At 59.3% G+C, this 23,291-nt stretch carries 26 protein-coding genes and 1 pseudogene; 9 read left to right on the plus strand and 18 right to left on the minus strand.

The window, feature by feature from the left end; genetic code table 11:
• Positions 1-190: 190 nt before the first annotated feature.
• Positions 191-403 carry a KTSC domain-containing protein gene (locus tag AC0L28_RS14745; RefSeq protein WP_287347436.1) on the minus strand — a complete coding sequence of 71 codons (213 nt, stop codon included), beginning with the start codon at positions 401-403 and terminating at the stop codon, positions 191-193.
• A gap of 238 nt (positions 404-641) precedes the next feature.
• Between AC0L28_RS14745 and AC0L28_RS14750 the strand changes: the two genes are divergently transcribed.
• A complete protein-coding gene (locus AC0L28_RS14750) occupies positions 642-1,010 on the plus strand; it encodes a DUF2934 domain-containing protein (RefSeq protein ID WP_128178282.1) in 369 nt (122 codons plus the stop codon).
• A 155-nt stretch (positions 1,011-1,165) separates the two neighbouring features.
• Here the strand turns inward: AC0L28_RS14750 and AC0L28_RS14755 are convergent, their stop codons facing one another.
• Positions 1,166-2,077, minus strand: a complete 912-nt coding sequence (locus AC0L28_RS14755) for a hypothetical protein (protein WP_473478592.1) — start codon at positions 2,075-2,077, stop codon at positions 1,166-1,168.
• A 1,458-nt stretch (positions 2,078-3,535) separates the two neighbouring features.
• On the opposite strand from AC0L28_RS14755, the gene AC0L28_RS14760 reads away from it, so the two are divergent.
• Complete coding sequence (locus AC0L28_RS14760; protein ID WP_473478260.1) at positions 3,536-3,961, plus strand: hypothetical protein; 426 nt, start codon at positions 3,536-3,538, stop codon at positions 3,959-3,961.
• A 91-nt stretch (positions 3,962-4,052) separates the two neighbouring features.
• Positions 4,053-4,295: a hypothetical protein gene (locus AC0L28_RS14765; RefSeq protein WP_473478262.1), complete on the plus strand. Its 243-nt coding sequence runs from the start codon at positions 4,053-4,055 to the stop codon at positions 4,293-4,295.
• Positions 4,296-4,310: 15 nt separating this feature from the next.
• Here AC0L28_RS14765 and AC0L28_RS14770 read toward each other — a convergent pair whose 3' ends face one another.
• The 6 genes from AC0L28_RS14770 to AC0L28_RS14795 all read right to left on the minus strand — a co-directional run bounded on the left by AC0L28_RS14770 (position 4,311) and on the right by AC0L28_RS14795 (position 10,155).
• Complete coding sequence (locus tag AC0L28_RS14770) at positions 4,311-4,604, minus strand: hypothetical protein (RefSeq protein WP_091591761.1); 294 nt, start codon at positions 4,602-4,604, stop codon at positions 4,311-4,313.
• A gap of 328 nt (positions 4,605-4,932) precedes the next feature.
• A complete protein-coding gene (locus AC0L28_RS14775) occupies positions 4,933-5,733 on the minus strand; it encodes an endonuclease/exonuclease/phosphatase family protein (protein WP_027153963.1) in 801 nt (266 codons plus the stop codon).
• 153 nt (positions 5,734-5,886) lie between these two features.
• A complete protein-coding gene (locus AC0L28_RS14780; RefSeq protein ID WP_027153962.1) occupies positions 5,887-7,347 on the minus strand; it encodes a phospholipase D-like domain-containing protein in 1,461 nt (486 codons plus the stop codon).
• A gap of 141 nt (positions 7,348-7,488) precedes the next feature.
• The gene (locus tag AC0L28_RS14785; RefSeq protein ID WP_091591041.1) at positions 7,489-7,707 is read right to left on the minus strand and encodes a DUF3072 domain-containing protein; all 219 of its coding nucleotides are present in this window, start codon (positions 7,705-7,707) and stop codon (positions 7,489-7,491) included.
• A 146-nt stretch (positions 7,708-7,853) separates the two neighbouring features.
• Positions 7,854-8,480: an ATP-dependent DNA ligase gene (locus AC0L28_RS14790; protein ID WP_473478268.1), complete on the minus strand. Its 627-nt coding sequence runs from the start codon at positions 8,478-8,480 to the stop codon at positions 7,854-7,856.
• A 532-nt stretch (positions 8,481-9,012) separates the two neighbouring features.
• Positions 9,013-10,155 (minus strand): helix-turn-helix domain-containing protein, encoded by a 1,143-nt coding sequence (locus tag AC0L28_RS14795; protein WP_031255952.1) that lies wholly within the window; start codon positions 10,153-10,155, stop codon positions 9,013-9,015.
• Positions 10,156-10,384: 229 nt separating this feature from the next.
• On the opposite strand from AC0L28_RS14795, the gene AC0L28_RS14800 reads away from it, so the two are divergent.
• Both AC0L28_RS14800 and AC0L28_RS14805 read left to right on the plus strand, forming a co-directional pair.
• A complete protein-coding gene (locus AC0L28_RS14800) occupies positions 10,385-10,687 on the plus strand; it encodes a hypothetical protein (protein WP_128172562.1) in 303 nt (100 codons plus the stop codon).
• 85 nt (positions 10,688-10,772) lie between these two features.
• On the plus strand, positions 10,773-11,006 hold the full coding sequence (locus AC0L28_RS14805) for a hypothetical protein (RefSeq protein WP_023801795.1): 234 nt from the start codon (positions 10,773-10,775) through the stop codon (positions 11,004-11,006).
• Between the two features lie 714 nt (positions 11,007-11,720).
• On the opposite strand, the gene AC0L28_RS14810 is transcribed toward AC0L28_RS14805, so the two are convergent.
• Entirely contained in the window at positions 11,721-12,038 is a 318-nt protein-coding gene (locus tag AC0L28_RS14810) for a hypothetical protein (protein ID WP_473478273.1), read from the minus strand.
• 104 nt (positions 12,039-12,142) lie between these two features.
• Between AC0L28_RS14810 and AC0L28_RS14815 the strand changes: the two genes are divergently transcribed.
• The gene (locus tag AC0L28_RS14815) at positions 12,143-13,030 is read left to right on the plus strand and encodes a LysR family transcriptional regulator (RefSeq protein ID WP_473478276.1); all 888 of its coding nucleotides are present in this window, start codon (positions 12,143-12,145) and stop codon (positions 13,028-13,030) included.
• Between the two features lie 14 nt (positions 13,031-13,044).
• Here AC0L28_RS14815 and AC0L28_RS14820 read toward each other — a convergent pair whose 3' ends face one another.
• The 3 genes from AC0L28_RS14820 to AC0L28_RS14830 form a co-directional block, all read right to left on the minus strand.
• Positions 13,045-13,863, minus strand: coding sequence for an ATP-binding protein (locus tag AC0L28_RS14820; RefSeq protein ID WP_128172559.1), 819 nt, complete (start codon positions 13,861-13,863; stop codon positions 13,045-13,047).
• A gap of 107 nt (positions 13,864-13,970) precedes the next feature.
• Positions 13,971-14,495, minus strand: coding sequence for a plastocyanin/azurin family copper-binding protein (locus AC0L28_RS14825; protein ID WP_027153956.1), 525 nt, complete (start codon positions 14,493-14,495; stop codon positions 13,971-13,973).
• Complete coding sequence (locus AC0L28_RS14830) at positions 14,492-14,905, minus strand: DUF5602 domain-containing protein (protein WP_027153955.1); 414 nt, start codon at positions 14,903-14,905, stop codon at positions 14,492-14,494. The genes AC0L28_RS14825 and AC0L28_RS14830 overlap by 4 nt, the downstream gene beginning before the upstream one ends.
• 501 nt (positions 14,906-15,406) lie before the next feature.
• On the opposite strand from AC0L28_RS14830, the gene AC0L28_RS14835 reads away from it, so the two are divergent.
• Positions 15,407-15,811, plus strand: a complete 405-nt coding sequence (locus AC0L28_RS14835) for a PTS sugar transporter subunit IIA (protein WP_473478279.1) — start codon at positions 15,407-15,409, stop codon at positions 15,809-15,811.
• Here AC0L28_RS14835 and AC0L28_RS14840 read toward each other — a convergent pair.
• Positions 15,744-16,040 carry a winged helix-turn-helix domain-containing protein gene (locus tag AC0L28_RS14840; protein WP_473478282.1) on the minus strand — a complete coding sequence of 99 codons (297 nt, stop codon included), beginning with the start codon at positions 16,038-16,040 and terminating at the stop codon, positions 15,744-15,746. The two genes, AC0L28_RS14835 and AC0L28_RS14840, sit on opposite strands and share 68 nt — an antisense overlap.
• A 615-nt stretch (positions 16,041-16,655) precedes the next feature.
• On the opposite strand from AC0L28_RS14840, the pseudogene AC0L28_RS14845 reads away from it, so the two are divergent.
• Positions 16,656-17,995 (plus strand): annotated as a pseudogene (locus AC0L28_RS14845) (alpha/beta hydrolase).
• Between the two features lie 35 nt (positions 17,996-18,030).
• A complete protein-coding gene (locus AC0L28_RS14850) occupies positions 18,031-18,192 on the plus strand; it encodes a hypothetical protein (protein ID WP_473478284.1) in 162 nt (53 codons plus the stop codon).
• Positions 18,193-18,326: 134 nt separating this feature from the next.
• Here the strand turns inward: AC0L28_RS14850 and AC0L28_RS14855 are convergent, their stop codons facing one another.
• The 5 genes from AC0L28_RS14855 to AC0L28_RS14875 form a co-directional block, all read right to left on the minus strand.
• On the minus strand, positions 18,327-19,313 hold the full coding sequence (locus tag AC0L28_RS14855; RefSeq protein ID WP_288141888.1) for a DUF2950 domain-containing protein: 987 nt from the start codon (positions 19,311-19,313) through the stop codon (positions 18,327-18,329).
• 20 nt (positions 19,314-19,333) lie between these two features.
• Complete coding sequence (locus tag AC0L28_RS14860) at positions 19,334-20,659, minus strand: DUF3300 domain-containing protein (RefSeq protein ID WP_473478594.1); 1,326 nt, start codon at positions 20,657-20,659, stop codon at positions 19,334-19,336.
• A gap of 81 nt (positions 20,660-20,740) precedes the next feature.
• Positions 20,741-21,649, minus strand: coding sequence for a formylglycine-generating enzyme family protein (locus AC0L28_RS14865; RefSeq protein ID WP_473478286.1), 909 nt, complete (start codon positions 21,647-21,649; stop codon positions 20,741-20,743).
• Positions 21,650-21,726: 77 nt separating this feature from the next.
• Complete coding sequence (locus tag AC0L28_RS14870) at positions 21,727-22,728, minus strand: HAD family hydrolase (RefSeq protein WP_128245059.1); 1,002 nt, start codon at positions 22,726-22,728, stop codon at positions 21,727-21,729.
• On the minus strand, positions 22,725-23,282 hold the full coding sequence (locus AC0L28_RS14875) for a hypothetical protein (protein ID WP_287227924.1): 558 nt from the start codon (positions 23,280-23,282) through the stop codon (positions 22,725-22,727). Before AC0L28_RS14875 ends, AC0L28_RS14870 begins: the two co-directional genes overlap by 4 nt.
• Between the last annotated feature and the right edge of the window lie 9 nt (positions 23,283-23,291).

Genomic DNA, 23,291 nt, shown 5'->3' on the forward strand with positions numbered 1-23,291 from the left:
CATCGCCGTATCTCGCAGTTTCAAGGTGGAGGGTCGCGAGCCTCATGGGCGACGATTCCGATTATCTAGCAGTAGAATTCGCGAATCCGCCTTTCGTTCCGATGTCCGACCTTGCCCTCGCAAGGCTGGCCGGACGGCCGAGACGAATGAGCCGCATCCCTGCCAAAGAGAGATCGTCCGCTGATGCTGCTCAGTCAACCGCGGGTCCAACCAGACGGTAACGGAAGTGATTGCGGATGTGTTCGTTGAAGAAGCGGCCCTTGGCAAAGGCGGCTTTGAACGCGGCGAAGATCTCCGGCGGCACGTCCTCAAACTCGTACCGTTTGCCGCTGGCGACGAACCACACCGAGAGGATTCTGCTGTCGGGATCGTATGCCATTTTTCGTATCGAGGTCGATGGCATGATATGGCTCGATCAAAAGCCTTCAACGATCGGAGAGCCTGTCACGTTCCTTCGTGGTGTTGGCTCCCGAGCAGCGCATGAGGATTTGCTCCGGGCGCATCGCGGCGTCGCAAACGCGGCAGGCACGGTCTTCCGGTAGCTAGCCTTCCGGGTCTCTCTTTTCCCGAAATCAGCGTCTAGGGTCGGATCGTTCCGACGCTCCTTCGCGTTGGGTGAGAACCCATAAGGAGGAACGTCCATGTCAGACGACAAACACGAACGCATTCGGCGCCGCGCATATGAGATCTGGGAACGAGAAGGCCAGACGCACGGTCTGCACGAGCGTCATTGGAATCAGGCGACCTTGGAAATCGAGAACGAAGACCGTTCGCTTGGTGCTCGTCCACAGGCAATATCCGGCGCCGACGTACCTGCTCCCGCGCAGGCCCAAAGCCGAGGGAAACAGGGCAAGCGCGCCGCTGGTCAATCGGATGTTGAGGCAGCGGAAGCGCTGGCGATGAGAACAGGCATCACCGGCGATCAAGCTCAAGACCTCATAGATCGCCTCGGTGACGATCCGCTGGCACTCGATGAGGCGGCGCGGAGCCTCAGGGCATCCGAAAGGTAACCGCCGGCTTTCTCAGGCAGCCCATCGCTGTACTCGGACAGATCACCACAGATTTTCAACCTCGGCCCCCCCCGCCAGCGGACCGCCGCATCGCCAAACGAATGAAAGCCGCGCCTCCGGCGGAGAGAGCGGGCCGATCGGGTCGCGGTCCTGTTTCATGACGTTGGACTGAGATCGCGGTTTCGCCTTCGACGCTCGACGACGCGCGCGTTTCGACGAGCAACTCTAAGTTCGGTAAGCGTCGGCTGCCACCAGCCCCGGGAACGCTCCATTTCGCCGGCCTCACGACGAGCGGGCCATGTCCTGATGAGTTCCGTCAGCGTCGCCGAGCGCCACGTTCCCCAAGCGTAGTCGATGTCCGTCCGCCTCGCGTGTGGATAGAAGGCGGCCAATACTGACGGCTCGACGAGCTCACCTGACACATCGGTAAAGACGACAACACCGTACTGCTCTGTGGCGACGGGGCGGCCCATCGGAGGCGAGTCTTCAGATGGCAGCGGATAGCGATGGCGTCGGCGTTCCGCATATCGCAACCGCCTGGTTCTTTGAGCTTCCGAGTCGCTCTCCGCCTCGCGTCGTCGCTTCCTTTCCTCGGGTTCGCTACGCCGGGCAGCCTCTTCGATTGTCGGCCACCGGCGCCGCAGTTCCTCATAGGACCGAAACGGCACGCGCCACGCCCGGAGTTCATCGTCCCAACTTGCCCAGGGAATTTTGCGTAGTTCCCGAAGGACGGTCATCGAATACGGTGTCCGAATGCGCAGATCCTCGGCAATCTCAAGATAGGGACTGGAGATCGGATCGAAAGCGAAGGCGTCCCGCCCCTTGCTGTCGCCGTGGATCGCCAGCAACTCGGCCTCACGCGCCAGCCAGCGATCGACCCGGCGGGCTGCCGTCTTGCCTGGTACAAACCAGCTCCTGCGCTCGTCGCTCCACCTCGCTCGCGGAAAGGCCTTCCGAAATCGTTCGACAGTCATTCGGTCGTAAGGAAAGTTCGCCAAGGCACCGGGGGTGTCTTGTTTCTGCAGCACAGGCTGATGCTTGGGTTCCTCCACGGTCGTGCCGTCAATGGTTTGGGACTCGCACAGAAACGTCTCGCCGGGCCTTATGGTTCACACGCGAACCAGAACGCGACTGCCCTTCGCGACTGAAGGTCGCTCGCAGGGGAACGCGAATATCGCGAATGTGGCAGTTCAGATCGTCGCGACCCAGTGGTAGCAAGTTCGGAGTCGTGAGCGTTCGGACTTTGGTCGCAGACGGAGCGGCTTTGACAAATTTGCTGGATGACGAGGCACTCGACGCCTTAAAATTGCTATTGGGCGGATTCCCGGTCGCGAGCAAGGCTCCTAAAGTCAGTTGAGTCCCTTTGAGGGCTATGCTGCGGTTCGCATTGTCCGCGAGAATGGCGCACTTAGGCGCATGGGTGACACGCAAAAGGGGCTCGCCGTTCCATTTGCGAAGCGACGGGCCCCATGAGTGCCGGGGATTGGGGCACCCGGCATTGCTGACCGTGCAATTGCGGTGCCAGACGGATTGATCCATAGCGGGGCACCTTTGGCCTCTCTACCAGCGCGTTAGGACATGCGAGGGGTAAGCTGCCTATCCTGGGAGCTAACCATGCGGGTACCTGCGTTAGGCCGCCCAGCTCCTGCTGACGCCGGCGCTCGTTGGCTTGGCAGCCCAAGAGAAAGTCGTCATGCTCTGATGACGTATCTTGGCGCCATGCTCTAATGAACGTATCTTGGCGCTTGGCCTGAAAGCCGACCCCGACAAAATCATCGCAGCGGCAAAGCGAGGGCACCAGACGCTGGATTCATCCACTACTTGCCAAGATGTCGTCGCGCTGCGCCAGCGCGGAATCGCGCCAACCACACCTACGGCCCCGATTAGGCCGATCCGGCCAATCCAAGCGTCCCTCGCCGACATCGAGGCGCCCGACCCCACGACATCGACCGCAGCCGCCTATCAGGCCTGCGTTCAACATGTGACAGGCTGGTCATCCGGCCCGTCCTTCCGGCCACTGAAACCCAGTGTTAACGTCGTTCGCGGGTGAGAGGATGCAGCCGCAGCTGAAAGTGTAGGGTACAGCTCGCTGCCAGGCACGGAGGCGAAAATGAAATTGCTTGGGATTGCGATTTTGTGCACGGGCATGATCAGCGCAGCAATGCCGGCCGTTCGCGCTGAGGATCAGCTTGTACCACCTAACCATGTTGAAGCGCCAGAGCCGGCAGTTCATTGCGAGGGCCAAAACTGCCTTCCACCAGCCGATAACCCTGTCGAGGAATGCAAGGGGGAGGATTGCGCGCCGGCTCCGCCGGTGGACCCAGGTCCACAGATTGAACACGTCGACTGAACAGCATCAGCCGAACACCCCGACTACGAAGGTGATCGCGGATCCGCGGAGAAGGTTGGATTTCAGGTCCTCTCCCTCCGCCATCTGCCGTTGATTTATCTAAGTAATTCATCGATTTGCCAGAGTTACTTCTTCCAGTAGAGAAGGGCCCGCCACATGAGGCCGGCGAAGCGAAGTGAGCTATGACCTACCGCCCAGGAACACGGGAGCCTTCGATCTGCATTTGACAGACTTGGAGTTCGAAGGACTACTGGCTTTCCTTAGATCTCAACAGAGAATAGGCCGAGCCTGGATTTTCGGCTCCCGGCGGTCTGGTCGGCGCCGGTCAAAGGATGTCGTTAAGCCCGCTGATATCGACGTTGCCGTCGAACTCGTGGACGTTCCTGAAGCAGACACGCTACTGGCGATGTTTGATGTCCGGTTCGCTGCCAGCGATTTTTTCGTGCATGGGCACCCGCAATATGGCCTCTCGACTACGGAAGGTCAGGCTGGCTTTGTTCAAATCGAGTTTCCTGGCAAAAAAGGCCCGACCGTCGCGGCGTTCATCACCGCCGACGGCGCCACCCGGATCTTTGAGCGGGCCGGCTTGCTGCCGGGGTAGCTTACGCGATCAGGCTTGACGCTCTGCCCTGCCGCGCGATGCTGAGTACGGCTTGGGGAGATCATTTGCTTACCCGCGGTGGGAGGGGAACATGACTCCTGAGTTCTTTGGGAGTTGGCTGCTCCAAGTAGCCGTGATGCTTTGCGTCGTTGCGGGATTGGCAATGACCATCGTTGCGGTTCGCACTGGATGGAACTCCATTGGTTTCGTGATGATCGGCTTTGCCAGGCGAGGCCGACACGAGTACATGCGGTCTGTGTCATCGATGGTCGAGAAGATCCTGACCACGTATCTGCGCGAAAAGGGCTACCTGCCGAAAGGCGCAGCAGAATAGCTATGCTCGTCACCGTCAGCCGGGAGGAGTGTAGAGCGGCTCTCTGCATCGATGAACCAAGCACTGGCCATCGAGCGTCGGCACAAACCCTACCGCTGGGATTTCCGACCAGTCGCACGCATTGCTGTACCGGCGGACGTAGAGGGCATAGGTGTTCGGGCCGGTGGTCAGCACCGCCGAGCCATGGCTCTGGATTAGCGCCTGCGTCTGTTGGCAGGTCATGGCGCGGGTGTCCGGCCTGGCCTGGGCGAGGGTTGTGAAGGCAAGCGTGACCGCTGCCGAGGTCAACGCAATCCGGCGAATGGACATGACGAGACTCCCATGATGAGCCATTTGGTTGACAAACTCGCATGTCGCAGGGCAGCTGTGCAATGGCGGCCTCCAAATCGGAATTTCCGGACTGGAGCAAACCGCCCGCCCCGTGCGAATTGACGGCGTGCCGCTGGAGCCCGCAACCGAGGTTTCGATTGCATTAGCTTTAACTCACGTATTCATCAGCCAAGTGGAGCACGCCCCCGAAGGCTCGCCAGGCCCAGCGACCTCCTCCGCAACCAAAGCCGCTGGGCCGCCCCGCTCCGTCAGTCCGGCTAGAGCTTCCCTTTGAACCGATCTCCATTCATGGGGCTCGGCAGCTACATCACAGGCGAACGAATCCTATAAGCGGCAGATGATCGGAGGCGACCCGCGAAAGCGGCGTGTCATGGGCTTCGACGGATGAGATCATTCCGTGTCGGTTTGCCATGATCCGGTCGAGCGACAGCAGCGGCAGACTCGATGGAAAGGTGGGGACCGCCGGTGGCGCGGGACCGAAAGTCGTGTGCAGCGTATTCAGCGCGGAACGGTTTCCGAGTCGCCATTCGTTCAAATCGCCGAGCAGCAGTGTTGGTTTTTCGTCCGGTCTGTTCATGATTTCGAGCACGACACGGGCCTGTTCGGAGCGCGATCGGCGCAGCAAGCCGAGATGGGCTGCGATAATGCGCAGAGTTCGTTTCTCGTCCAGATCGATTTCGGCAACCAGGGCTCCGCGCGGCTCCAGCCCCGGGAGCTTTATCTGATGGACATTGCGAACGATGCCCCGTTTGAAAAGCAGAACGTTGCCGTGCCAGCCGTGTCCTTTGCCGTTTCCGGACACCGGCACCGGCACCAGGCCTGTTTCCAATTCGAGACGCAGCAGATCCAGAAGGCCGGCACGATCTCCAAAGCGATTGTCCGCTTCCTGCAACGCAATGACATCCGGGCCGATTTCCCGGATGACGCGACCGATTCGTTCGGGATCGAACTTTCTGTCGACGCCCACGCATTTGTGAACGTTGTAAGATGCGACCAGAGTCCCCGCGGGGCGTGCCCCTTCGGACGGCGCAGCCTTCGCCTTCTGCTTTTTTCTGTCGCGAATGGATTTGAGCACACTTGCAGGAAAGCTATGTCCAGTTCTTTGCATGAGTCTGCTGCTCGTCCTCACCACCTTCAAGACTTAGCTTTGTCTCACTCAAACAGGATCTGCAATCGCTGCTTCCTGCCCTGACGAGATGCGGCGCTCGAAAGGAGCGATGGCTGCGTCGCCCGAATTGCCCCGGGCAGAACGAGAAAGCCTCTAAAGGTAGGGCGATCCCAGCCACAACACTCGGTCGAACAGGCGGACGATGAATGGCCGGGCTCTCAAGGTTTCGATCGTTACAGACGTGGCGGAGGCGATTGCCGATCCGATCCGCGCTTCAATCTCCGCGGCAAAGCCTGCATCAAGAACCTCTACATCAATCTCAAAATTCAGCCGCAGGGACCGGGCGTCAAGATTGGAGGATCCTATAAAAGCCCAAACTCCATCGACCGACAGCAGCTTCGAATGATCGAACGAGCCCTGCGTGCGCCATACGCGGCAATAGTGCTTCAGGACCTGATCGAATTGCGCCGTCATCGCCCGGTCGATAAGGAAAAGATTGTTCATCGCCGGTACCACGATGTCGATCTCGACGCCTCGCCTGGCTGCGGTCGTCAGCGCGCTGATCAGTTCCCGATCCGGCAGGAAATAGGGCGACATGATGCGGATCGATTTGCGGGCGACGGAAAATGCCCCGATCAGCAAGTTGTGGTTCGTTTCGATGCTGGCATCCGGCCCGGATGCAACCGCCCGCGCCAGCATTGGTTGACCGGGAGCCGCGGGAAGCGTGGCCACTTGCCAGGTGTCGCCTTTCAGGAGCTCGCCGCTCACGAAGCGCCAATCTTCGGCGGCAACCGAAAAAAGGTCGGCCACGACCGGCCCGGTGACCTGAAAATGCGTGTCCCTCGCGCTGGAGGAGCCGGCGAACTCGGCTGAGAATCCCTTTCGGATGTTCATCCCTCCGGTGAACGCAATCGTGCCGTCGACGACCAGGATTTTCCGGTGCGTTCTGAGGTTGGCGTAGGGAAGACGCAGGCCCATGACAATGTTGCCGTTGAAGAGGTCTGCTGTGATTCCTGCCTCTCGCAGGCGCCCAAGAATGCTGGGGACGGAGTAACGCGCCCCGACGGCATCGATCAGCACGCGAACGCTGACACCCCGCTGGACGGCTCCGGCGAGAGATTCCACGAAAAGCCGCCCGACATCGTCATTGTCGAAGATGTAGGTCTCGAGCAGGATAGCGCGTTGAGCGCCATCAATCGCTCGGCACATTGCGGCATAGGCCTCGTCACCTGTCTCCAATATCGCAATCGCGTTTCCCGAGGTCAGGGCACGCCGGGCCACCCTGTCGCCCAATGTCTTCAGGCCGGTGAAGCGTTGGCCGTACCGCTCGGCAATCAATTCCTCGGCGGCAAAGTTGCGCTCATGTTTTGCGGAAGCCGCCTCGCTGGAAGGGGGCCGCATGGCGCTGATCGTTGCACGACGAATGCGGTTTATGCCGGCAACGGCGTAGATGATCGCGCCGAGGAATGGCGACAGGAACATCACGCCGACCCAACCTGTGGCGGCGCGGACGTCTTCCTTCGTCATTATGGCGTGGACGATGCCGATGGCCGCCATCACCACCGAAATGATCGCGAGGACCTGGGGCCAATGAGTCATCAAGGTCTGCAACATCGCCAGGACTATCCAGCGAGCGGTTGCAGAACGCAATGCAACTCATCCCCGGGGTCAGACCACGGTAACAAACTGGACAGAGCCGCTGTCGGGTTCGATGGAACGGCCCCGTCGCCGGAGGCCAACAGCCACGAGCGGGCACTACAGGCCTAACTTCTCCCGGAGTGCATCGATGCGTTTAGAGGCTTCCGCCTTGCTGAGGCCGTCAGCATAGGCGTCAGGGTCGTCGGCCTGTTCGGCCAAAGTTTTCAAATAGGAGGCTTGTGCGGGGGTCATGGGATCATCTCCGCTGATCCAATCTTCCGGGTCCTTTTCGACATTTGCCGGTGCCTCGATTTTTGGGTTGTGCCGGTCACCCATGATCAATCTCCCTTGATGATCACCACAATGAGAATGATCATGATTTGTTCCGCCAGATTGGTATGCGCGTCGCGTCCGCCCGCGTAGGCCTCAAATCGGTGAGGACGCCCGTGAGCAGCGATCAGGGCATTGGAGCCGTGCCTGGCTCATAAACGACCCCCAACTCGGGAGTCGGCTTTTTCAAATTTTTTGGCCTTCAGCCATGTGCTCGACAGTCCGCTCCTGTAGCGGCTGTCGGCGCGCTTCGAGATAATTCCATTGAGCCCGATCTTCTCGACGGTGCGGAAGAGCGCCAGCGCGCTGCCCTCGAAATGCTCACTGTATTGGATCTTGCCGAGGCCAGGCTCAATCAGTTGCCACAGCGCCTGCTTGCGCTGCAGCAGCGGCAAGGAGCCTAGATCGTGGCCGTCGAGATGGAGGATATCGAACGCGACGAACACCAGCCGGCTCGGCTCGTTCCAGATCGCCGCTTCCAGCGCAGGGCAATCGAAAGCGCTCTGCTCGCCGGGAACAATGACTTCGCCGTCGAGAATGGCAGTCCGGCATGGCAGATCGACGGCTAGTGCGATGGGCCAGTATTTCGTGGTCCAGTCGCGGCCGTTCTTGTTGTAAAGACGCACACCGCCATTATCGATGATGATCTGGGTTCGATAGCCGTCGAGATTGGCCTCGTGGACCCAGCCCTCACCTTCAGGCGGCCGCTCGACCCGAGTCGGGATCTGCGGCGGAAGAAACTCCAGCCGGCCGCCAACGACCTTGGCACGCTTACTCAATGACGCCACCTTTGACCGCGCAGCGGCGGCTATCGGCACAGGCAGCACGACATCTCCCCAACATGATGCCTGCCACCTGTGCCGAGCCCCCGCCAAGCCGCCGAGCCCCCGCCAAGCATTGCAAGCATCTACGCACGAAGCCGATCTGTCGTTAGCTTTGCATCCTAATACTTATCCCGGCGTACATATCTTGCCCGGCGCGGCGCTCTTGCACCGTTCCCGACCGGCTAATTGCTGTCCGGGATCGCCGCCAGCCTACGCAGCCCTTTGCTGGTGAGATAATCCGGGCTAGAGCGGTTCGTCATTTCAAGGAACCGCAGAACCGCTCTATCTCTTTGTTTCTTGACTTGGCAAACATACGACTCGCGGTCTCAACAAGTGTCTTATGCTGCGTAGTTGCAATGTATGCTCCGCTGTGATGCGCGGCGACATCGATGAACAGTTGGTCGATAAATCGGGAATTGGCTATAATTGATGGCGCGGTGGACGCGACACGAAAATATTCTGGTCCATGAGCTTCCCGATCCTGTACTCAGCTTCCGAGCGCTTTGAGCCAATGTTCAAAGGAAGAGGCCTCCTCGTGTCCGGCATGCGAAACAGAGTGGGCGGGGCGCGGTAACACCACGGAGCTTCGGACTTCGCGGGGGCTGTAGCCGAATTCCTTGCTAAAAGCTCGGCTGAAATTAGCCGCTGAACTAAACCCGACGGCTTCGGCAATATTAACAATGCGCCGGCTGTCCGCCGGATTGCTAAGCGCAACATGGGCTGCCAGAAGTCGGCGACTTTGTATGTAGTGGAGAACACCACCGCTCGGTTCGAACAACTGATAAAGACGAGAGCGCGAGACGCCGAGCGCCCGGCACATTGAATCCGGCGTCAGATGAGCCGCATCCAGATTGTTGTGGACGTATCGACGGGCTCGCTCCATCAGCGCGACACTCACCAATTGTTCGGTGGCCGCGGCATGTTCCGCCGGGGGCGAGAGGCAGGCAATGATCATGCTGCGTGTTGCGTGCACGATGCGGGGCAGATCGTCAACCGTGAGACTGCGCAGTCTTGCTTCGATGTTCTTGAGGTAGTCGAGCAAAAGGTTGGCAAAGTTGCCGGACAGAATTGAATTATTCTTTGCGTCCAGGGTTGCCGCCGCATCGGCGAACAAATCACGCGGCAAATAGAGAAAGAGACTTTGGGATTCCGTTGCCCTCCCCCGAAACGGGTAGCCAAGCGATCTAATCTCCAATTTGCCCGGCTGGTTTTCCGCTACGCGGCGATCGACCTCCGTCCACGACCGGCCAGTATGCGGCAAAGCGATATACCAGTGATCGATCGAGCTGGACCGAAGCTTCGCAGCAGAACGCATATAACTATGTGCCGGTGCGCGCTGTTGAACGATCAGCATGCCGCCGAGGTTCCAAGCCGTGTGGTCGGCGGGAAAGCCATCGTCGAGCGATTTGTCATCCGGCAACTTGATCTCGACAAGCGGAGCCATATGCGCCTGCCAAGCGACGAATTGATCTTCTGGCGCCAGTTCGAGCGTCGAAAAGGGCAAAGGTTCGAGCGCCGGCGCAAGTGACGGGGCAGCCTCATTGTAAGGCTGAGCTTCGCGCGGCCAACGACGTCGATCGCGCTCAAGCGCCTGCCTCGCAAGCGCCTTGTCCTGCCTCTTAGCGTCCATCGCGTAGTGCCGTATCCGATTCCGGTATGCCCATCGCCACCGCAATCATGTGGTGTATCACAGCCATCTGGCAAGACCAGCTGAACGCGAGTCCACAGAGGGCTATCACACTGGGTTACAGCAAGAAATGCATTCCGAGATAAGTTTCTGGATGCGACGATAACGACACTCTTCAACGTGGTGCGTATAGAGTCTGGCACGGTGAAAGCGTAGTTGAGGAGGCAACGAAATGAACGCAAACCTCAAAACAGAAGCTCGTCGCAAGATAATTCTTGATGGATATTTTAATAACGAACCTTTGAAAGATATTGCAGCCAAGGTCGGATGCTCACTGGCGAGTTTGAAAGTCACCGCCAGTAGACTCGGTTGCACACGAACTCCGAAAGAGGCGGCGGAATTTCGGCGAGGATTTCATGTCCCAGAACAAAAATTGCGGGATTACCGCCAACTTATGATTGCTGGACAGTATAGAGCTCGCGAGTGCGCCCTGATTTTGGGACTATTGAAAGACCAATTATCGGTCAGCGAGTAAACTTATTCCAATCACGCCTCAGCGGTTCATCGACAAAAAAAATCCGCCGCAAACACTGGCAACAGGCCCTGAAAGGTTCGCACAGATGCTGCGTCGGCGTTTCAATCGCACCTGCCTCAGCCCTCATGATCTGGCTATTTGCGAACGCGTGTTCGATCAGGTTTGCGCAGATGAACACATGGACTCTTCAAGCCGGGATGCCGAGGCCTTAGCGGTGGCGATTGTCGCAATCTTCCGAAACATTACTACCAAGGAGCGCGAACTGCTGGATGAATTGAGGTCTCTTCGTCTCTCAAAGGGCGCAGAGAAGGCGCACTAGCTGGGCGGCTTTCCCTGACGAATTGTTCTAGTCCCGCGTTGGCATTCGCATCTGCATTGCCCCATTGAGTCCCGCCAGAGTGTAGCCACAGCGCTTGCGAAGGAGATGGAAATGGGTTTAGCCCAAGACTTGTCTGATGTTGCGCTCACATTCGATTGTCCGGATTGCTCGCATCCGGCGGTAAGGAAGGGCTCTGCGCTAAGAACGATCGCGCACTTCAGATGCGACGGGTGCAACGCCAAGGTACGGATCACCTATCCGCAGAAGCTAGCGATCTTCGAAAAGTACAGGCTATTAGCCGCCCAAGGGGCATTGCGATAAGACGATCCGGAAACGTGTCGCCAATGGCGGTGACGCGGACCAGATGCAAAAGGTCGATGCCCCTGGTGGTGGGTCTCGCTAAAGAAATGGCCCACCGGCAACTGGCCGGGTTAGAAAGCCCGGCAGATAAAGCGTGGTCGTGGTTGTGGTCGTGGAGGTCTCGCCCGAAGTTCCGCTCGTCGTCTGGGCAAAGGAAAGGCCGGAGGAAAGCGCCAACACGGCCGAGGTCAAAACGATTCGTTTCGTATTCCTTTCTCCTGTCTTAAGCGCACGACGCGCTCACAAACCAGCATGCGGACAGAAGGGATGTTCTACTGATGGGGCTCACCCTCGGAATCGTCCCGCGTGCCAGTGGATCTTGCCGTCAGGCCGGCGTGATCGTGAGATCCTCGCTTAATCGAACATGATCCGAGAGGTTCCTCTTTCTGCGATCGACATTCTCCGAGCTTCTTGGATCCGCTCGGCCTGTTGTTTGGTATAGGGACCCATCGGCCGGGTCTTTTCATGGCCGCGGCGAACCCGACAATACCAGTGGCCGCTGTCAGAGAAGATCTCAACCGAGGTCGGTGCATCGTTGGCCGCCGCCTTGGCGACCTCGCTGATGAATTTCACGACCTTTGAATGGTGCCGGGCGGGTGCAACCGTGCGCAAACCACTGGTGACGATAAGTTCCTGCTGCACTGGGGACATGGTCGAACTCCTGTCGGTCATTTGCTTGCGCTCCCTCCCACCGGCGCTGCGCAGATTCAGCGCAGAGCTGGGTGGATAATCTCGAAGCCTATTGCTCTGACCAGCTATCTAGCAAACGAAATTGATTGACATTTAAACGCAATTTTTATGCTGTATGTTTTATGGACATTGAACTCGCCCGGACTTTCATCGAGATCGTTTCGACAGGGAGTTTCATTCGGGCATCGGAGCGCTTGAATGTCGCCCAGACGACCGTAAGCGCACGGATTCGCAACCTCGAGCAGCAATTGGGCCGCGCGCTTTTTGTTCGCCACAAAGGCGGAGCTTCTCTCACCCCGGCCGGTGAGCAATTTCTGCGCCACGCCCCGATGTTCGTCCAACTATGGCAACGCACCCTTCACCAGGTTGCCGTGCCCCCGGGACGTCGAGCTGTTCTGACGGTCGGCAGCGAAGTCAGCCTAGCGCAACCTCTTCTGCTCGATTGGGTCCGATGGATGCGCGGGTCGCTTCAGGACATTGCACTTCGAGTACACGTCGATGTGCCGAAGGATTTGATCAATCAGGTCGCGTCAGGAATGGTCGACTTGGCTATCATGTACGCGCCCCCCCACAGACCGGGTTTGAAGATCGATCTGCTTCTGGAGGAAAAACTCGTCCTCGTGACGACCAATTCCGAAGCGCGCCTCCTGGACGAATCCGATTATGTTTATATGGATTGGGGGCCGGATTTTGAACTTCACCACGGGATGAATTTCCCGAGTGCTGCTCCGGATCTTTCTTTCGATCTCGGTCCGCTCGCACTGAGCTATGTTCTTGCGACTGGCGGCTCCGGATATTTCAGGATGAGTTCTGTGCGGCCTCACATGGAGGCCGGCCGGCTGCACCTTGTGCCTGAAATGCCGCAGTTCTCCTATCCGGTTTACGCGGTGCAATCCGCAAGTGCGGACGAGAGCGTGGTAGGTCCTGCCCTGGCAGGATTGCATTCCGTCGCGAGCGCCGACATCAAATTGTAGGAGTTGTTGGGCGTCTAAAGGTCCGCTTGGATTGACGGGAACAGAAGGTCGACCGTTGTTCCAATCCCTCGCTCACTCTTTATCCGGATCCGACCACCAACCATTTGCGCCAATGCCTGCACTTGCAACATCCCTATCCCGGTGCCCTTCTCACCCTTCGTCGTGAAGAAAGGATCAAACACCTTTCGCAAGACTTCCGGAGCCATGCCGCAACCATCGTCCTTGACGCGAACGCATGCGTAGGTTTCGGGCCCGGGCAGGTCAGGCGTCGGGGCCGTCTGCACCAGTCGCTCAGTGGTGACGCGGATCTCCCCGCCACTTGGCATCGCATCTCGTGCGTTCATTACGAGATTAAGCACTGCAGAGTCGAACAGCGCCGGGTCGATCAAGCAGTTCGGGATATCGGAACCAAGCTCCAGCTTGACGCGGACATCGGGGCCTGCGCCATATCTCAGGAAAGGCTCAAAAGACCTGAGGAATTCATTCAAATTGCCAGCGTGGATTTCGAGTTCCTGATGTTTTGCGAAGGCCAGTACCAGTGACGTCAGTTCGATACCTCGATCGATTCCCTGCCGCGCTGCAGCAATGTAGGTCCTCACGCTTTCGGGCTCCTCGGCTCTTATTTCGGCAAGCCTCAGGCCGGATCCGATGACTGCCAGGAGGTTTCTGAAATCATGGGCAATACCGCCAGTCATCTCGCCTAAGGCGGCAAGCCGATGTGTGGCACGCTCACGTTGTTGGGCTGCGGCCCGAGCACCGAGAGGCATATCTACCTGACGCTCGTCGCGCTTCGCTCGTGTTTCATTATCGTATGGAAACGCGCTGCCGGTCATGATGGTCGCCCCTATCGATCATTGACGACAAACAGGAAACTCGGGCTCCCATTCGCATCGTCGTTTGGGTTCTCCTGTTGCTGGTGTCACGCATCCTGCACGCATGCCTAGGCGCGCCGCACGATCCCTTTCGTCATGATGTCTTCGACCATCGGAAAGGCCTTGACGGCCTCTTCCGGTAGGTCTCCCTTCGCTCCGGTTAGCTCCGTCCAGTCATGCGCCTCGGGCTCGCCGACGACGATACGACCGACCATTCCAGCATGCTCATGCGGAATGCAGTAATAATCATAGACCCCCTGCTCGGTGAAAGTAACCGAAAAGCTTTCGTCGGGCAGTAGATAGTCAGAATCCCAAGATTTTGCCGCTTTGGGCATGCGGAGCGGCCGCTCGAAGTTTGTGGGATTGTATGCCGTCGTCGTGTGCGAATTGCCGGGATTGAGATTGGTCCAGCGGATCGTCTGTCCTGGTTTGATCAGAATGCCTATCGGGTCGAACCAGACGTGTGAACCGTCGTCGCGCCCTTGCATCTTGACTTCGATCATCTCGCCACCCAACACGGCCAGAGAAGAGAGGGAAAGGGCGGCGGCGAGCCCGCCGCCAGCGCCCAGTATCTCACGACGCGTCAGTGTCATTTGGCGACCTGTGCCTCGTCAGCCGCCGAAACATGCCACAGCACGACATGGACATGCGGCTCTTCTACCCCCGGATGGCCGGCATTGTAGTAGACGTCCACATGGTCGACATTGCCGCCGGGTGAAGCGAGGTCGTCAAAACGCTTGTCCGGATTGAGGTCTTTGATCGGCAGCATGTAGATCGTGCTGACAAGCTCGCCATCGTGGTCATAGGCAAGGAATGGTCCGGCAGGCAATGTCGTCGGATCGACGAAAAGTTGGCCCATGCCCGGCAGGAAGTCGGGCAGTTTCACAAGCTTGCTGACCTGTTCGTAAGGAGCGGCTGGCGGAGCTTTGGTGACCTCATTCGCCGCCATGGCGCAAAGCGAACTGCCCACTGTCAAGGCAACTGCGAGGACGAGTTTTTTCATCACGGCATCTCCTGGTTGAAATAAAAATTGCGACGGCTGAAGATCTGGAAGTCCGTCTAAAAATTCGATTTTCACTTTCTGACACGGCGTGTTCGCGCCCAGCTAGCAAGCAGGAGACTGTTCTGTTCGTCAAACGAAAATAACTGGCATTTAAAAGCATTATTTCTGTTAGTCAGGCCCGTACCTGTTTTGCTTGATTTTCAAAAATCTTCCACTACCTCTGAATTGCTATGAATATTTTCAGCCTCAATTTCCGGCGGGAGCCTAAACGCCTCAAAACGGGCCATTAGCCCGGACGCGAGAGAGTTCGCGTCCGGGACAGCCAGCCTCATCTCCACTCCTCAGTCCACTGAGAACTCTGTCCTGCTTGACCAGTGCGGCTGAACGCTCATTTGCGATCGCGTCTGGATCGACACGGAGGTTGACCCTGATGATCTCCCCCATCCTGTCAGAACAAGACATTTCGCTTGATCTTGTGACGAAGGGAAAGCAATCAGCCAGATGGTTATCCGTGGTCTTTTCGACCGAGAGTGTCTCGGCTCGACGGGCATCGGTCGTGGCGTCGCGATCCCCCACGCTCTGCTCGGTATGATCTCTTCGCCTGCCGCGTCTTTGACACGTTTGGCTCAGCCTATCGATTTCGACGGCCCGGACGACGATCCCGTCGACCTCATTTACACTATACTTTGGCCGGCCTCTGCCACGTCCGCCTTCCTCCCTGCCCTTTCCCAAATATGCCGGCTGCTTCGGGCATCTCAGGTTCGGGCGCGACTCCGACAGGCACGGACATCCGATGAGGCGTTGGCGATTCTCGAAGCTAAGCCGGTTCCGGCAATTTTCACCAATTTGCATACTTGCTGCTTCGAGCCTGGCGTTCTGGTGTCCAGGCACCTGAGCAATGCCTAGTCAGATGGCCCTGCTCGACCAGCGCCTTCAGATGGTCCTTGATCGTGTTGCGGCTCGCGCCGCTGACCCTCGCGGTCTCGGCCACCGTAGCCCGGCCATGCTCACCCGCCAGTTCGAGGATCGGGACCGATGACTCCGGCAGCGCAGCGAGCATGACTTGCTCGCGCTCCATCTTCTTCTCGAGGTACTGTTTTTGGCTCTGCAAGGCCGCAGGAAGAACTCCAGCCATGGGTTCCAGTCCGGCGCATCCATCCGGATCGTCCCCTGCGTCCGCCGAAGCGACAGGTAATAACTTCCTTGTTCTGCTCGATCACGCTCTCCAGCGAGCTTGTAAGGCACGTAGGCATAGCCCGCGCGCAGCAGCAGCAGCGTCGTCAGGTGATGCCGCCATGGCCGTTTGTCCACCTGTTTCCATCCAATTGTCGTTCTGCGCAACACTCCTAACAGAGGATGGCCGGAAGGGGCCGTAGCGTAATCCAAGCGCACCTCCGCGCACATCGCTGGCAAGCATCGCACATCGCGGAATCGCCAGATATACAGTAAGCGTTTGTTATCCTTGCGCTTTGTGAGTTGTGGCCTTTCTGTTCCAAACTCCGTTTCTAACCTCCACAAACGATGAAGCTCGGCCATCGTGCCGCGCTGCTCAGTCTCCTTTGACACGCGCGGTGAACGGCGAGCGACCGCACCCCTAAAGTTTGGAAAGACTGCTCCAGAACAAAGACTGCTCCAGATTGGTATCGAGTTCGTGGCGTCGCCGTGGTTCCGCGCAGTTGCGGGTTGCGCCGACGCATCTTGCACGGCAAGCTGCCTCGAAGCACTCCAGCGATCGCACGTGGCCGCTCCAATGAGTCTGTTCTGGATCTTCAGGTTCTGGCGTTCCTTCTCAGCCGCTGGCCTGCTGATCGGAACACTCTTCTTGGCGGCCTCGCTCACCCCTACGCTGCTTCCACGCACGTTTGTGACGCAAGGCATTCTATCGGGATGTTCTTTCGCGGCCGGATATGGGCTTGGCGTGTTCGGGCGCTGGCTGGCCGACTATCTGGAGTTGCCCAAGCCCACCGGCCGCATCGTGCGGGCCATCAAACTCGTCGCTGCGGCCATCTGCATCCTGGTTGCCGTCGCGTTTCTCTGGCAGGCTTCGGAATGGCAAAATTCGATCCGGCGGCTCATGAGGCTCGAGCCGGTAGACACTGCGCACCCCCTGAAGATCGGTCTGATCGCGTTGCTGACCTTCGTGCTCTTGATCCTCTTGGCGCGATTGTTTCAGGTCACGTTCCTGTTCATCTCGCGAATGCTTGGCCGGATCGTGCCGAAACGCGTGTCATACGTGATCGGCATTGCCGCTGCGGCCCTCGAGGAGCTCAAGCGCGTCGGCGGATTCGATCGCTCGGTGCTGATCGTGGTGATGCCGACAGGCACCGGTTGGATAGACCCTGCTGCAATGGACACCGTCGAATATCTCCACGGCGGCGACGTCGCGAGCGTCGCCATGCAGTATTCGTATCTCACAAGCTGGCTGTCCCTCCTGGTCGAGCCCGGCTATGGCGCCGAGGCCGCTCGTACCCTTTTTGCGGAAATCTACAGCCATTGGGCCAAGCTCCCGAGGAAAGCCGCCCCAGGCTCTATTTGCATGGGCTGAGCCTTGGCGCCTTGAGCTCCGAGCTATCCGCCGAGTTGTTCGAAGTGATAGGCGACCCGTATCAGGGGGCACTTTGGAGCGGCCCGCCGTTTCCGAGCAGGATCTGGCGTTCCGTCACCGACGATCGTGAGCGAGGATCGCCGGCCTGGCTGCCACGCTTCAGGGACGGGTCGTATGTGCGGTTCACGAGCCAGGAGAACGGCCTGGCGATCCCGTACGCACATTGGGGACCGATGCGGATCGTCTATCTTCAATATGCGAGCGACCCGGTGACGTTCTTCGACTACCCGTCCCTGTACCGACAGCCGGAATGGATGGCGGGGCCGCGCGGTTCCGACGTGTCTCCCGAGCTCAAATGGTATCCGGTGGTGACGCTTCTCCAACTCACCGTCGACATGGCGATGGCCACAACGGCCCCGATGGGGTACGGGCATGTCTATGCGCCGGAGCATTACATCGATGCCTGGATCGAAGTGACTGACGTTCGGGGATGGACCGCGGAGCAGATCAACCGGCTGAAGCTGGAATTTTTGCGACGGCGGTGAAGGGAGCGGCTGGCGAAGGCCAAGCGCCTGGACGTATGCCGTTCACGACCATTCCGGGCGCGCCTGAGCTGCGCCTCCAACTGGCCGAAGACGTTGGCCGCGGCGGCAGCCGCCTGCTTCTCGTCGTTCCCGACCTGCACCGTCGGCTGGGCGAAATTGATGCCGTTGGCCGCGAAGGCCTGCGGATCATGGTGTAGGCGCGCGGCCTGACGACGGACTGGTGGCCGGGTCTGGCCATGAATGCGAAGCTCAATTCGATACCACCTCTTCTGCCACAGCGCAGGGTTTTGCCGATCGACTCGAAAATAACCCGGCTTTTGATCCATTTCTCTCAGTCGCCCACGACCTGCCAGGTATCGTCCGGATTGAAGCGGTCGATGTATTTGACGATCTGCTCGGTGGCTGGCCCGAGATCCGCCTCGTAGACGACGCCGTGCTGGTTGACGGCGAAGGTTTTTGCGCCTGTCTCGCCATATTTGGCCGGCCAGGCGATAAGGCCGAAGCCGGCGATCATGTTGCCGTTGATGACGTAGTCGTAGGCGCCGCCGGCGATCTGATCGCCCTGGCCGGTCAGGATCTTGTATTTGTAGCCGAAATAGCCTTCGCCCTTGGCCGCGTCCTGAAGTTCGGCCTGATCGATATTGGCGCCAGCCGGGCTCTCACCGTTGATGTCGTCGGTCGGCCAGTAGAGCCCGTCGGTCATGCCTTCAGTACTGATAAGCTTCTGCGCGAACTCCTCGACGCCGTCCGCGTCGCGGTCCTGAGCCGCATAGTCCTCCTGCGCATCGACATAGGCGCGCATCGTCTCGATCGCGGTGAGCTCGTTCTCGCCGACATACCGGTTCACGATCTCTTCGAGCCCGGCATAGGTGTCGAAAGCCCACTTGCCGTCCTCGCCCTTGACGAGCGGAAACGGCAGCGGCCACAGCTTGTCGCCGATCTGCAGCGTGCGGCGGTCGCCCTCGCCATCGAGGACAAGCTGCTTGGCCACACCCTCCTTGATCGCCGCCAGCGTCTCGTCGGCGTTCTCGTCGGCCTTCAGCTTTTCCGCATCGAGGCCGAGTAGGGCCGCAACCGCACCGTTGCCGGCGTCGTTGAGCGCCTGCTTGATTGCTTCGACCGCTGCCTCGGGCGTATCGAAGACAGGCGGCTCGGCGGCGGCCGCAAAGGCGGTGATCTCCGGCGCATCCGGCGCATCCTGTGCAGCGGCTGGCTGCGAGACGGCGATGCCCACTGCAAGCGCCACCGCGCAGACAGAGCGGAGAAGGATCGTATGCAAAACTCCCGTGTGACGGGTGGTGCTGAACATCTGTGTCATAATCCTGTCCTCCCGTTCCGTTAACGCCCGCGTCCGCCGCCGCCGCGCTTGATCTGCTTGTGGCCGCCACCGCCGCGCTGGCCGCCGCCCATCGACTTGTGGCCACGGTTGGAGCTGACCTTGGTCGCCTTGCCGCGATCGACGTTGCCAAGCCCCGACGGTTTCTTCGGCCGGTTATCGACCCTTGCCGCAGGTTTTGGCTTGCCAGCCGGACGGTTCACCTTGGCCGGCTTCGCCGCCGGGCGGTTGGCGGTAGGCCTGTCCGCAGGTGTCTGGATGTTGGCGGGCTTGGCGGGGCGGATGGCGTTGGCGGGCTTCGCCTTCAGCCCGTCGAGCGTGCTCTTGCGGATGTCTCTCGTTGCGGCCGTCTTGCCCGGCGCCCTGTTGGCGAGCTTGTCGTTCTTCTTGATGTCGCGGGCGCGGTCGCGGATGGCGTTGTCGCCATTCTTTTCGATCCGGTTCCTGATGTTGGTCTGGTCGAACTTGTTGAACTGGTCGCGGTCGATGTTGATCTTGCTGCGATCGATGTTCTTCCAGTCGACGTCGTTGATGTTGATCTTGCCGTTGAAGTCGCGGTTGTTGAAGCAATTGTTGCAGTCGATGTTGATGTCGTTGCCGTTCCAGCGACCGCCCCATACGCCCCAGTCGTTCCAATCGACGGCGGCGGCCCAGATGGCGCCGGTCACCGCCCCGGCGAAAAAGGTCGCTCCGGGATACCAGTAATAGGGATAGGGGTCGGGATAATAGCGGATCGGCTCCCACACATAGTTGGGCTCATAAAGCATCTGCGGCGGATATTGCGGGACGTAGATCACTTCGGGGCTCGCCGATTTGATGACGATGTTGTCGTTCTCCTTGACCACCTGGATCTTGTCGTCGGTCTTGATCACGCCCTTGGCGACCGCCTCGTCGCGCAGCTGCTGGATGGCAACCAGCACGTCCTTCTGCTGGTAGGCGATGGCGTCGCCGAGCGTCTGCGTCCATTCGAGGTCGTCGCTCATCATCTTGACGATGTCCGGATAGTTGAGCAGCGACACCACGGAGCCGTCCCAGCTCTCCTTCGGCTTCAGGCTCTTGTCCTTCTCGTAGCGGTCGAGGAAGCGCGCCGCCTCGACGATCTCAAGCGGATAGAGCGCTGCCGCAGTGATCACTGCGATCAGCTCGTCCGGATAGAGCGCAATCCGCGCAACCAGGACCTCCATCTCGTCGGCGCTCAACGGCTCCGGCGAGGCCGCCGCATCGCCGGATGCGTCAGCCGCCGCGACCTGTTCTTGTGCAAGGACAGGATGCGCCGAACCAAACCCGGCAAGCAGCAGCGCCAGCGCCGCCGCGCCGACCTTCAACATCTCATTGCCCGTCATGCTTCGATCCTCCCTGTCTGTCTCTGTCCCGGCAGGCTTTGCGCCGGGCGTTTTTGGCAGTGTTTGTCACGTTCTGCGTGCAATGCAGCGGAAACCTAAATGGCACGTCGACGTGTCGACGGGCTGCGCCATCCGCGCGGCCGGGCGGTAGCGCCGGCAATAGTTGGGCGCGCAAAGATGCGATCCGCCTTTCATCACCTTGCGCGGGATTCTGATCTGCGGCTGCCGTGGATCGAGGCTGTCGTCCCGTTTGGCACCGCGGGGGTTGTCAACCGTGCAGCACGGGCTGTCGATCTTGCCGTGTTCCTGGTACCAGTCCGTGGTCCACTGCCAGACATTGCCAGCCATGTCGTAGAGGCCGTAGCCATTGGCGGCAAAGGAGGCGACGGGTGACGTCCCCTCGTAGCCGTCCTCGCAGAGATTCCGCCACGGGAATTCGCCCTGCCAGGTGTTGGCCATGTGTCGTCCATCAGGCGTCATTTCATCGCCCCAGACAAATTCGGCCGCGTCGAGCCCGCCACGCGCCGCGAATTCCCACTCGGCCTCGGTGGGCAATTCCTTGCCCGCCCACGATGCGTAGGCTTCGGCATCCTCAAAGTTCACATGCACGACCGGATGGTCGGCCAGCCGCTTGATCGAACTCGCCGGCCCGCGCGGATGGCGCCAATTGGCGCCGCGCACGTAGACCCACCAATTGTAGTGATCGCGAAGATCGACACGCTGTTTGGCCTTGCTGAACACCACGGACGATGGCGCCAGCATGTCCGGCTTCGTTCCGGGATAATCGTCGGGATTTACGGGACGTTCGGCCGAGGTGACGTAACCAGTTGCATCGACGAAGCGGGCAAACTCGCGGTTGGTGACGGTGCAGGCGTCCATCCAGAAGCCGCCCACTGTCACCCTATGCGCCGGCGCCTCCTCGGGATAGTGCTTGTCCGATCCCATGAGGAATGTACCGCCAGGAATCCAGACCATGTTCAGGAATGGCTCTTCGACCTGTGTAGATTGAGCCCGGCGTTCCACAACTTGACGCATCGTCTTGCTCCGACTCCTTACTTCTCGAAGGCGAACACCCGGTTCCAATCCTTCTTCATATCGACAACCGTCCAACCAGAATCGGCTGCGGCGTCGAGACCCTTGTCCAGACGGCCGATGCTTGACTGCCGGTCATAGGCCCATTCGCGCTCCGCGTCTGTATGATGGACATACAGGCAGAAGCGCGGGGCTGGTCCGGCGCAGGTCCATTGCAGCATCTGCAGATCGCCGTCGGAATTGCCGAAGGCCGCGATCGGCCGCCGCCCAATATGCTTTTGGATGGCCACCGGCTTGCCCGCCTTGTCGTCAATGAAATCAACTTCCGGCAGCTTGTTGAGAACCATCTGGTCCCCTTTCAACTCGAATTTCATTTTGCCGCTGCTGCCGATTACCTGCTCGGGCGGAATGCCATAAACCTGCTCGCTGAATACTCGCACGAACTCGATGCCGCCGCCCGAGGCTATGAATGTCTTGAAACCGTTGGCGCGCAAATAGTCCAGCAGCTCCAACATCGGCTGGTAGATCATCTCCGTGTAGGGTTTGCCTGTCTTCGGATGCTTTGCGCTCGCAAACCAGTCGCGGACGATCTGTTCGAACTCGTCGGTCGTCATGCCGGAATGCGCGGCCATCACGATATCCAGGATCGCGTGTTCTCCGCCAGCTAGCGCCGCTTTCACATCGCCCTTCAACAGCGAGGCAAAGGGCTCCTGCGTGTTCCATTCGGGATGTTGGGGAGCGAGCGCCTTGACCCGGTCGAGCGCGAACAGAAGCTGAAAATACATGGGCTGTTCGCCCCACAGCGTCCCGTCATTGTCGAACACCGCGATGCGTTCGGGGACAGGCACGAAATCCGCCGACCCTTCCTTGGTCACGCTTTCGACGAACCGCACGATGGATTGTTTCGCCTCGCCTTCGTTCCATGACGCGAGTACTTCCGCGCCTTGCGCGGAAGGCGCAATCGCCATCAACAGAAAAAGGGGCAGCAAATAGCGCCTGGCGGCGCGAGCGAGAACGGTCATGGCTTGACACCTTTGCTTTCTGAAATTTGAGCGGAACGGTGTTCGAACAGCAGCGTCCAGAGCCTGCCTTCGCCGAGGGCGACATTCAGTTCCCTGGACGCCAAATAGGGGATCAATATCAGCAGCATGATCAGGCTTGTCGCCAGCGTCTGAGGCAGCTTGGCGCCTCCGAACTCAGCGAGCGAGGCGGCGACCGATCGCCCATGAATCAAACCGACGACGACTTCCTCGAGGACCGAGAGAACGAGAAGCAGGATCAGATAGAGCAAGGCCTTGTAGGCTATAACGTAGGCGATTCTGCCTCCTCCACGCCGGTCTCCCAAGCGGATCATCTGCCCGAGCATTATGAACTTCGCCAGGATCAGTGCCTTGATGGCCGCCAGCCCTGATGGCAGATAGCTGATGCCCTCCTCGCCAAGGATCGCTGCCTTGTAGAGAATGAGCGCACCAAAGCAGACGAATAGATACAAGGACAGGAGCGCGTACTCGCGCAATTCGTTCTTTGCCCTCTGAGCAATGGTCTCGGTCGAAGGATTGTTGTTTGCGACTGCCATTGACCTGCT

Source organism: Mesorhizobium sp. WSM4847 (assembly GCF_055811335.1).

Excerpts from the sequence above, each read along its gene's own strand:
- AC0L28_RS14745 (WP_287347436.1), bottom strand. The coding sequence starts at position 403 with ATGCCATCGACCTCGATACGAAAAATGGCATACGATCCCGACAGCAGA.
- AC0L28_RS14750 (WP_128178282.1), top strand. The coding sequence starts at position 642 with ATGTCAGACGACAAACACGAACGCATTCGGCGCCGCGCATATGAGATC.
- AC0L28_RS14765 (WP_473478262.1), top strand. The coding sequence starts at position 4,053 with ATGACTCCTGAGTTCTTTGGGAGTTGGCTGCTCCAAGTAGCCGTGATG.
- AC0L28_RS14770 (WP_091591761.1), bottom strand. The coding sequence starts at position 4,604 with ATGTCCATTCGCCGGATTGCGTTGACCTCGGCAGCGGTCACGCTTGCC.
- AC0L28_RS14775 (WP_027153963.1), bottom strand. The coding sequence starts at position 5,733 with ATGCAAAGAACTGGACATAGCTTTCCTGCAAGTGTGCTCAAATCCATT.
- AC0L28_RS14780 (WP_027153962.1), bottom strand. The coding sequence starts at position 7,347 with ATGTTGCAGACCTTGATGACTCATTGGCCCCAGGTCCTCGCGATCATT.
- AC0L28_RS14785 (WP_091591041.1), bottom strand. The coding sequence starts at position 7,707 with ATGGGTGACCGGCACAACCCAAAAATCGAGGCACCGGCAAATGTCGAA.
- AC0L28_RS14795 (WP_031255952.1), bottom strand. The coding sequence starts at position 10,155 with ATGGACGCTAAGAGGCAGGACAAGGCGCTTGCGAGGCAGGCGCTTGAG.
- AC0L28_RS14800 (WP_128172562.1), top strand. The coding sequence starts at position 10,385 with ATGAACGCAAACCTCAAAACAGAAGCTCGTCGCAAGATAATTCTTGAT.
- AC0L28_RS14805 (WP_023801795.1), top strand. The coding sequence starts at position 10,773 with ATGCTGCGTCGGCGTTTCAATCGCACCTGCCTCAGCCCTCATGATCTG.
- AC0L28_RS14810 (WP_473478273.1), bottom strand. The coding sequence starts at position 12,038 with ATGACCGACAGGAGTTCGACCATGTCCCCAGTGCAGCAGGAACTTATC.
- AC0L28_RS14820 (WP_128172559.1), bottom strand. The coding sequence starts at position 13,863 with ATGACCGGCAGCGCGTTTCCATACGATAATGAAACACGAGCGAAGCGC.
- AC0L28_RS14825 (WP_027153956.1), bottom strand. The coding sequence starts at position 14,495 with ATGACACTGACGCGTCGTGAGATACTGGGCGCTGGCGGCGGGCTCGCC.
- AC0L28_RS14830 (WP_027153955.1), bottom strand. The coding sequence starts at position 14,905 with ATGAAAAAACTCGTCCTCGCAGTTGCCTTGACAGTGGGCAGTTCGCTT.
- AC0L28_RS14835 (WP_473478279.1), top strand. The coding sequence starts at position 15,407 with ATGGTTATCCGTGGTCTTTTCGACCGAGAGTGTCTCGGCTCGACGGGC.
- AC0L28_RS14840 (WP_473478282.1), bottom strand. The coding sequence starts at position 16,040 with ATGGCTGGAGTTCTTCCTGCGGCCTTGCAGAGCCAAAAACAGTACCTC.
- AC0L28_RS14850 (WP_473478284.1), top strand. The coding sequence starts at position 18,031 with ATGCCGTTCACGACCATTCCGGGCGCGCCTGAGCTGCGCCTCCAACTG.
- AC0L28_RS14855 (WP_288141888.1), bottom strand. The coding sequence starts at position 19,313 with ATGACACAGATGTTCAGCACCACCCGTCACACGGGAGTTTTGCATACG.
- AC0L28_RS14860 (WP_473478594.1), bottom strand. The coding sequence starts at position 20,659 with ATGTTGAAGGTCGGCGCGGCGGCGCTGGCGCTGCTGCTTGCCGGGTTT.
- AC0L28_RS14865 (WP_473478286.1), bottom strand. The coding sequence starts at position 21,649 with ATGGTCTGGATTCCTGGCGGTACATTCCTCATGGGATCGGACAAGCAC.
- AC0L28_RS14870 (WP_128245059.1), bottom strand. The coding sequence starts at position 22,728 with ATGACCGTTCTCGCTCGCGCCGCCAGGCGCTATTTGCTGCCCCTTTTT.
- AC0L28_RS14875 (WP_287227924.1), bottom strand. The coding sequence starts at position 23,282 with ATGGCAGTCGCAAACAACAATCCTTCGACCGAGACCATTGCTCAGAGG.